Origin of the sequence: Mycobacterium simiae (assembly GCF_008370645.1) — a bacterium.
GTDB classification, from domain to species: Bacteria; Actinomycetota; Actinomycetes; order Mycobacteriales; family Mycobacteriaceae; genus Mycobacterium; species Mycobacterium simiae_A.
Window position 1 is genome coordinate 1 of sequence record NZ_VTZN01000560.1, and the last position, 399, is coordinate 399.

The 399-nt window shown below is 63.4% G+C and carries 1 pseudogene; it reads right to left on the reverse strand.

Annotated features, from left to right (window positions below):
* A pseudogene (locus F0Q45_RS26895) lies at positions 1-399 on the reverse strand (integrase); the annotation flags it as partial.

Sequence of the window (399 nt, forward strand, 5' to 3'; positions counted from 1 at the left end):
TGGCGGCCTTGTTCTTGATGCGTATCCCGGATCTGACGTCGGGCAAGGCGGTGGGTATGGCAGCGAGGTAGAGCTGCTCGGTCTTGTTCTTGGCGAGCCTGAGCAGGGCGGCCTGCAGGTCGGCGATCTGGCGCCCAATCGCGGCGGGATTCAGGCTGTCGCGATAGGCAAGCAACTCTGATTCTTGGGCCGGTGAAAGGACCTTGGCTGTCAGCAGGCGGTCCAGGGGGGTGTTGGGCTCGTCGTAGAGGCGGCGACGCTGACCGTTGCGGCCAGAGCCGTAACCGATGGGTTTGCTGGTGGGGGTCAGGTAGTTGAGCCGATTGTTGACCAGCCTCCAGAGGCGGTTGAGCACCGCGCGTTCCTCGTCGGTGTCGTAGCGGTAGTAGAACCCGTACT